The 8,586-nt window shown below is 69.2% G+C and carries 1 protein-coding gene (only partly in view); it reads left to right on the forward strand.

Annotation, left to right across the window (positions count from 1 at the left end; translation table 11 throughout):
* Positions 1-8,559: the 3' portion of a non-ribosomal peptide synthetase gene (locus KME82_RS13075; RefSeq protein WP_215498903.1), read on the forward strand. It extends 1,365 nt beyond the left edge of the window; 8,559 of the gene's 9,924 nt are visible here — the last part of the coding sequence; its start codon lies off the left edge, out of view; its stop codon occupies positions 8,557-8,559.
* The last annotated feature ends 27 nt before the right edge of the window (positions 8,560-8,586 follow it).

Consider the following 8,586-nt stretch of genomic DNA (forward strand, 5'->3'; position numbering starts at 1 on the left):
TCGGTGTTGCCGTTGCCGACCCTGTTCGAGCAACAAGTGGCCCGCACACCCGATGCCTTCGCCGCGATCTTCGAGCAAAGCGAACTCAGCTTCGCTGAGCTCAACGAGCGCGCCAATCGCCTCGCGCATGTGCTGATCGCCGAAGGCGCCGGCCCGGAAAGCATCGTCGCCATCGCCCTGCCGCGCTCGCTGGATCTGATCGTGGCCCTGCTCGCCACGCTCAAGGCCGGCGCCGCGTATCTGCCGCTGGATGTCGATTACCCGCCCGAACGCCTGGCCTTCATGCTCGAAGACGCCAGGCCGGTGCGCGTGATCACCCACGGCGAGGTCGCATTGCCGGCCGACGCGCCGCGGCTGGCGCTGGACGAGACGCACATGCTCGCGCGCCTCGCGCAAGTGGCCGCGCACGATCCGAGCGACGCCGAGCGCCTGCAGCCTCTGCGCGTCGATCACCCGGCCTATGTGATCTACACCTCCGGTTCCACCGGCCGTCCCAAGGGCGTGCTGGTCGCGCATCGCAGCGTCGCGAACTATTTCGCCTTCGCCCGCGATCACTACTACGGCATCGACGGCGACGGCGACGCTCGCCAGCCCGGCGCGGGTTCGCCGACCACGCTGTCGAGCACCTTCGACGGCAGCGTCACTTTGTTGTTCGGTCCGCTGCTGGCCGGCGAACCGCTGGTCCTGTTGCCCGCCGGCAGCGAACTGTCCGCGCTGGGCACGCCCGCCTCGCCGGTCGACTACAGCCTGCTCAAGCTCACCCCGGCGCACCTCAAAGCGCTCAATCCCATGCTGGACGAGTCCGGCGCGCCGGCGCCGGGCAAGGTGCTGTTGCTCGGCGGCGAAGCGCTGGTGCCGGCCGATCTCGCGTTCTGGCAGCAACGCTATCCGCAGGTGCGCATCGTCAACGAATTCGGCCCGACCGAGGCCACGGTGGGTTGCAGCACCGAAGACATCAGCGACGACATGCGCAGCGCCAGCAGCGTGTCGATCGGCCGGCCGATCTGGAACACCGAACTCTACGTGCTCGACGCCGCGCTGCGTCCGGTCCCGGCCGGCGTGCCGGGCGAGCTGTATATCGCCGGCGATGGCCTGGCGCGCGGTTATCTCAACCGCCCGGGTCTGACCGCCGAACGCTTCATCGCCAATCCGTTCTCGCCCGGCGAGCGCATGTACCGCAGCGGCGACCTGGCGCGCTGGCGCGACGACGGACGTCTGGACTACCTGGGCCGCGTCGATCATCAAGTCAAGATCCGCGGCTTCCGCATCGAACTGGGCGAAATCGAGGCCGCGCTGGCCCAGGCCGGCTTCGCCGGCAACGCGGTCATCGCGCGCGAGGACATTCCCGGCGACAAGCAACTGGTCGCATACCTGGTCGGCACCGATCAGCGCATCGACGCCGACGCGGTGCGCAAGGCGCTCGACGGCCGCCTGCCCGACTACATGATTCCCAGCGCCTTCATCGCCCTGGAAACGCTGCCGCTCACGCCCAACGGCAAGCTCGACCGCAAGGCCCTGCCCGCGCCGGACTACGCATCGGCCAGCCTGCGCCTGCCGCGCAATCCGCGCGAGGAACTGCTGTGCCAGTTGTTCGCCGAAGTGCTCGGCCGCGACCGGGTCGGCATCGACGACAGTTTCTTCGACCTGGGTGGCCATTCGCTGCTGGCGATCCGCCTGATCGGCCTGATCCGCGCGCGCCTGCAACTGGAACTGCCGATCCGCGTGCTGTTCGAACAACGCTGCGTGGCCGCGCTGGCGCCGCACCTCGACCGCAACCGCATGCGCCGGCCGGCCTTGTCGGCGCAGCAGCGCCCGGAGCAATTGCCGCTGTCGTTCGCGCAGTACCGCCTGTGGTTTCTGCATCAGCTCGAAGGGCCGAGCGCGACCTACAACATCCCGCTGCCGCTGCGCCTGCGCGGCGCGCTCGACCACGACGCCATGCAGGCCGCGATCAACGATCTGCTGGCGCGCCACGAAAGCCTGCGCACGCTGTTCCCGGACAGCGACACGCCGCGGCAACACATCCTCGCCGCGCCGGGCGATCGCGCCGGCCTCGGCGGAAGTGCCACGTTCGTGCCGCTGGAGATCGTCGAGACCGACGAAGACCGCCTGGACGCCGGCATCCGCGAGGCGGCGGCCTACGCCTTCGATCTGAGCCGCGAACTGCCGCTGCGCCCCACCTTGTTCCGCATCGGTGCCGAAGACCATGTGCTGCTCCTGCTGCTGCACCACATCGCCGGCGACGGCGCCTCGCTGGCGCCGCTCGCGCGCGACCTGTCGCAGGCCTATGCCGCGCGGATGACCGGCAAGGCGCCGGCGTGGACGGCGTTGCCGGTGCAGTACGCCGACTACACCTTGTGGCAACAGCAGTTGATGGGCCGCGAGACCGACAGCGACAGCCTGCTGCGCCAGCAGATCGATTACTGGAAACGCACCCTGACCGATCTGCCCGAGCAGTTGCCGCTGCCCACCGACCGGCCGCGCCCGAGGACCACGAGTTATCGCGGACGGCCGTTTCATTTCGAACTCGACGCCGAACTGCATCGCCGCCTGCTGGCGCTGACCCGGCGTCACAGCGTCACCTTGTTCATGGTGCTGCAGGCCGCGGTCGCCGCGCTGCTCACGCGCATGGGCTCGGGCACCGATATTCCGATCGGCACGCCGGTGGCCGGCCGCACCGATGCCGCGCTCAACGATCTGGTCGGCCTGTTCCTCAACACCCTGGTGCTGCGCGTCGACACCTCCGGCGATCCCAGCTTCGCCGCGCTGCTCGCGCGCGTGCGCGACACCGACCTTGCCGCCTACGAGCACCAGGACCTGCCGTTCGAACAACTGGTGGAAACGCTCAACCCGGTGCGCTCGCTGTCCTATCACCCGCTGTTCCAGGTGATGGTGGTGCTGCAGAACATGAGCGGCAGCGAGATGCGCTTGCCCGGCCTGCGTTGCCAGGCGCATCCGCTCGAAATGGACGTGGTCAAGTTCGACCTCAACTTCGCGTTCTCCGAACGTACCCAGGCCGACGGCCAGCCCAGCGGCCTGCAAGGCGCCATCGAATATTCCGCGGACCTGTTCGACGAGGCCACGGTACACACCTTGTTGCAGCGCTTCGAGCGCCTGCTGTACGCGGTGACCGAGGATTCCAGCCAGACCATCGGCAGCGTCGAACTGATGGACGCGATGGAGCGGCAACGCCTGCTGCACGACTGGAACGCTACCGAACAGACCATCGTCGAGGCGACCTTGCCCGCGCTGTTCGAAGCGCAAGCGGCGCGCACGCCGTCGGCGCCGGCGGCGATCTGCGATGGACACACGCTCGATTTCGACGCGCTCAACCAGCGCGCGAATCGCCTGGCGCATGCATTGATCGCCGAAGGCGTCGGCCCGGAAAGCGTGGTGGCGATCGCGCTGCCGCCGTCGCTGGATCTGCTGACCGCCCTGCTCGCCACGCTCAAGGCCGGCGCGGCCTATCTGCCGCTGGACCTGGGCAATCCGAGCGAGCGGCTGGCGACGATGCTGGACGATGCCAGGCCGGTCCGCGTGCTGACTCGCGAAGCGTATGCACACCGGTTGCCGGCCGACGCGCCGCTGTGCCTGCTCGACGATCCCGTCCTGCAACAACGCCTTGCGCAAAGCCGCAGCGACAATCCCACCGATGCCGATCGACTGCGCCCGTTGCACCTGCTGCATCCGGCCTATGTGATCTACACCTCCGGCTCGACCGGCAAGCCCAAGGGCGTGGCAGTGGCGCATCGCTCCGCCGCGCACTACTTCGCCTGGAGTGGTCACGCCTATTTCGACGCTGACAAAAGCGGCGGCAACGGCTCGGCGACCACGCTGTCGGCCGCGTTCGACGGCAGCGTCACCGTGCTGTTCGGTCCGCTGCTGGCGGGACAGCCGTTGACGCTGATCGAAACCGACAAGGATTTTTCCCGCCTGCTCGCCCGGCAACCCGACGGCGGCTATGGCCTGCTCAAGCTCACGCCGGCGCATCTGAAATTGCTCAACGCCGATCTGGAAACCGGCGCGCCCGCGCCGGCGCGCGCCTTGCTGTTGGGCGGCGAAGCGCTGGTGCCCGCCGATCTGGCCTTCTGGCAGCAGCGCTATCCGCAGGTGCGCCTGATCAACGAATACGGCCCGACCGAGGCCACCGTCGGCTGCTGCGTCGAGATGATCGACGAAGACATGCGCGAGGCCGCCGGCGTGTCGATCGGCCGGCCGATCTGGAACACTCGGCTGTACGTGCTCGATGCGCAATTGCAGCCGCAGCCGGTCGGCGTGGCCGGCGAGTTGTACATCGCCGGCGCCGGCCTGGCGCGCGGGTATCTCAATCGCCCCGGCCTGAGCGCCGAACGTTTCGTCGCCGATCCTTTCGCCGCGGGCGAACGCATGTACCGCACCGGCGATCTCGCCCGCTGGCGCGCGGACGGCCGCCTCGACTGCCTGGGCCGCATCGATCACCAAGTCAAGATTCGCGGCTATCGCATCGAACTGGGCGAAATCGAAGCCGCGCTGGCGCAGGCGGGCTTCGCCCACAATGCGGTGATCGCGCGCGAAGACCAGTCCGGCCAGAAACACCTGGTGGCTTACGTGGTCGCGAGCGAATTCGATGCCGCGTCCGTGCGCGCCGGGCTCGCCACGCGTCTGCCCGACTACATGATTCCGGCCGCGTTCGTCGCCCTCGACGCCCTGCCGTTGACCGGCAACGGCAAGCTGGACCGCAAGGCCCTGCCGGCACCGCAGATCCGCAGCGCCAGCGAACGCGCACCGCGCGATGCGCGCGAAACTTTGCTGTGCGAGTTGTTCGCCGACATTCTCAACCTGCCGCAGGTCGGCGTCGACGACAACTTCTTCTCGCTCGGCGGCGACAGCATCGGCTCGACCCAGTTGGTCAGCCGTCTGCGCCGCGCCGGCTGGTCGGTCAGCGTGCGCACCGTGTTCGAGCACCAGAGCCCGGAAGCCCTGGCCCGGATCATGCTGCCGCTGACGCAGGCGGCCACGCCGGCGCTGGAGGCCTCGGTCGGCGAGTTGCCGGCCACGCCGATCATGCACTGGTTCCTCGAACAAGGCGGCCCGCTGCAGCAATACCACCAGTGCGTACTGCTGCAGATCCCCGCGCTCGGCCGGGCGCATCTGCTGTCGGCCCTGCAGGCGTTGCTCGATCATCACGACGCCTTGCGCCTGCGGTTGTCGCCGCAACAACGCTGGGAGGTGCGCGCCGCCGGCAGCGTGCAGGCCGACGACTGCCTGCTGCGCATCGACACGGCCGACTGGGACGAGCACGAATTCGAAACCCGCATGCGCGACCACGCGAACGCCGCCGCGGCCACGCTGGACCCGCGCAGCGGCCGCATGCTGCAGGCGCTGTGGTTCGAACATGCGCGGCAGCCGATGCTGCTGGTGCAGATCCATCACCTCGCGATCGACGGCATCTCCTGGCGCATCCTGCTGCCGGACCTGAAGCAGGCCGCCGAAGCGGCCGTGGCCGGGCATGAGATCGCGCTGACGCCGGTGGCGACGCCGCTGCGTCACTGGGCCTTGCAATTGCCGCAGGCCGCCGCGCAACGCACCCAGGAACTGCCGTTGTGGCAGTCGATATTCGCAGGCGATGATCCCCTGCTCGGCGCGCGTGCGCTCGATCCGGCGCGCGACACCGTGGCCACGCGCCGCAGCCTGAGCCTCAGCCTGGACAGCGAGGTCACCCGCTGCCTGCTCACCCGCGCGCCCGAATCGATCCACGGCCGCATCAACGACGTCCTGCTGACCGGCTTCGCCCTCGCGTTGCGCAGCTGGCGCGCGCGGCGCGCCCTGGGCGACGCGGACACGGTTCGTTTCGAACTGGAAGGCCACGGCCGCGAGGACATCGTGGCCGGCGCCGAGCTGTCGCACACCCTGGGCTGGTTCACCAGCCTGTTCCCGGTGCAACTGGATCTGGGCGCGATCGATCCGCGCGCCGCGCTCGACGATGAGCGCGTGTTGGCGCGTTGCCTCAAGCAGGTCAAGGAACAACTGCGTCGCCTGCCCGATGCCGGCGTCGGCTACGGCCTGCTGCGTTACCTCAGCGAAGAAGGCCGTCAGGCCCTGGCGGGCGAGGCCGCGCCGCAGATCGCCTTCAACTATCTGGGACGCTTCGGCGTCGGCGGTGAGGGCGAAGACTGGAGCGCTACCGACCGTCTGAACGTGCAGGCCGACGATCATCCCGCGCGGCCGATGTCGCATACGCTCGAACTCAATGCGATCACCCTGGACGGCCCGGCCGGACCGGTGTTGAACGCCACCTGGAGCTGGGCCGGCGAGTTGCTCGAAGAATCCAGCGTGCGCGAACTGGCCGAACACTGGCACGCGGCCCTGCGCGCCATCGCCGCATACGCCGCGCGCGCCACGCACGAGGCGTTCACCGTGTCCGACCTGCCGCTGGTCAAGCTAGAACAGACGCAGATCGAAGCCATCGAAGCCGCGCATCCGCCGCTGGCCGACATCCTGCCGCTGTCGCCGCTGCAGCACGGTTTCCTGTTTCATGCCTTGTACGACGAACAGTCGCACGACGCCTACATGATGCAGGTGGTGTTCCAGTTCGACGGCCCGTTGCGCGGCGACGCGCTGCGCACCGCCGCGAACCGGCTGCTGCAACGCCACGCCAACCTGCGCGCGGCATTCGTGCATGAAGGCCTGGCCGAAGCCGTGCAGGTCATCGCGCACACGGTCGAAGCGCCCTGGCGCGAGCTGGACCTCGACGAAGACGCGTTCGCCGAATTGCTGCGCGACGATCAACGCCAACGCTTCACGCTGGCGCAGGCGCCGCTGCTGCGTTTCGCCCTGGTGCATACCGCGCCGGATCGGCACTACCTCGTCTTCACCAGCCACCACATCCTGCTCGACGGTTGGTCCACGCCGATCCTCATCCAGGAACTGCTGGCGCTGTATGCGCAGGGCGAACAGGCCGCGCTGCCGCGCGTCACCCCGTATCGCGATTACCTGCGCTCGCTCGGCAGCCGCGACAAACCGGCGGCATTGGTCGCCTGGCGCGATGCGCTGGCGGGACTGGAGGAACCGAGCCGGATCAGCGCGGCGAGCGTCGTGGCGAGCGCGCCCGCGCTGCAGCAGCAGTATCTGCCCGAGAGCCTCAGCACGCGCCTGGCCGAACAGGCGCGCCACTGCGGCGTGACCCTCAACACCGTGATCCAGGCAGCCTGGGCGATCCTGCTCGCCCGCCTGCTGCGCCGCGACGACGTGGTCTTCGGCATCACCTTCGCCGACCGGCCGGCCGAACTGGCCGGCAGCGAACAGATGGTCGGGCTGTTGATCAATACCTTGCCGTTGCGCCTGCAGTTGCGCGCCGACGAACCCTTGCACGCACTGCTGCGGCGCCTGCAGCAGCAACAGTCGGCGTTGCTCGAACACAGCCATCTCGGCCTGAGCGAGATCCAGCGCGTCGCGGGCCTGGGCGAGTTGTTCGACACCTTGATGGTGTTCGAGAGCTATCCCATCGACGAGGCCGCGCTCAACGACCAGTCGCAGCAACTGCGCGTGGGTTTCCACAGCCACCACGGCGGCGATACTTCGCACTACCCGTTGGGTCTGTCGGCGGTGCCGGGACAACGCATCCGCCTGGGCCTGAGCTACCGCACCGATGTCTACACGCCCGCGCAGATCCAGCGTCTGATCGACAGCTACACCTGCATCCTGCAGACGATCGCCGATCAGCCGCAGCGCTCGCTGGCGCAGTTGGACGTTCTGTCCCTGCCTGAGCGCGAGCGCGTGCTGCAGGACTGGAACGCCAGCACCCTGCCCGTCCCCGCGCTGGATCTGGCCAGCGTGCTGGAGCAACAAGCCGAGCGCAGCCCGGATGCGACCGCGCTGATCTTCGGCGAACAGCGGCTGAGTTATGCGCAGCTGCATGCGCGCGCGAATCGACTCGCCGGCCTGCTGCGCGGCCGCGGCATCGGCGCCGAGGACCGGGTCGCAGTGGCGTTGCCGCGTTCGATCGAACTGGTCGTCGCCTTGCTCGGCGTGCTCAAGGCTGGCGCGGTGTATCTGCCGCTGGATGTCGACTATCCGGCCGAGCGCCTGACCTACATGCACGACGACGCCCGGCCCGTGCTCACGATCACCCGTCGCGACACGCTCCATGCCGCGCCGGGCGACACCCTGCTGCTCGACGATCCCGCCGTGCGCGACGCCATCGAGGCCGCGGCGATATCGTCCGCGGCCGACGGCTCGCTGCGGCCGCGGCTGCATCTGGACCACCCGGCCTACGTCATCTACACCTCCGGCTCCACCGGCCGGCCGAAGGGCGTGGTGGTGAGCCATCGCCAGATCGTGCATTCCAACGCGGCCGGCTCTACCCCGGCGCGAAGGGCGTGGTCGGTGGCGTTCGAGCCATCGCCGGCGCGATCGTGCACACCCACGCGGCGGCTGGTGTTGCCCCGGCCGGCGCGAGCGGCGGCGCTGCCGTCGCTGCAGCGTCGCCGGCGCGCGCTCGCGCGCCTGCGCGCGCGGCGCGCTGGGCGGCGGCGCGGGCCGCCGGCGGGCGAACTCGGCGCAGCGTGCGGCTGGCGCTGAGCGGTCGAGGCCGCTGTGCGCGACGTG

The sequence above is a fragment of the Lysobacter capsici genome, from assembly GCF_018732085.1.
GTDB lineage: Bacteria > Pseudomonadota > Gammaproteobacteria > Xanthomonadales > Xanthomonadaceae > Lysobacter > Lysobacter capsici_A.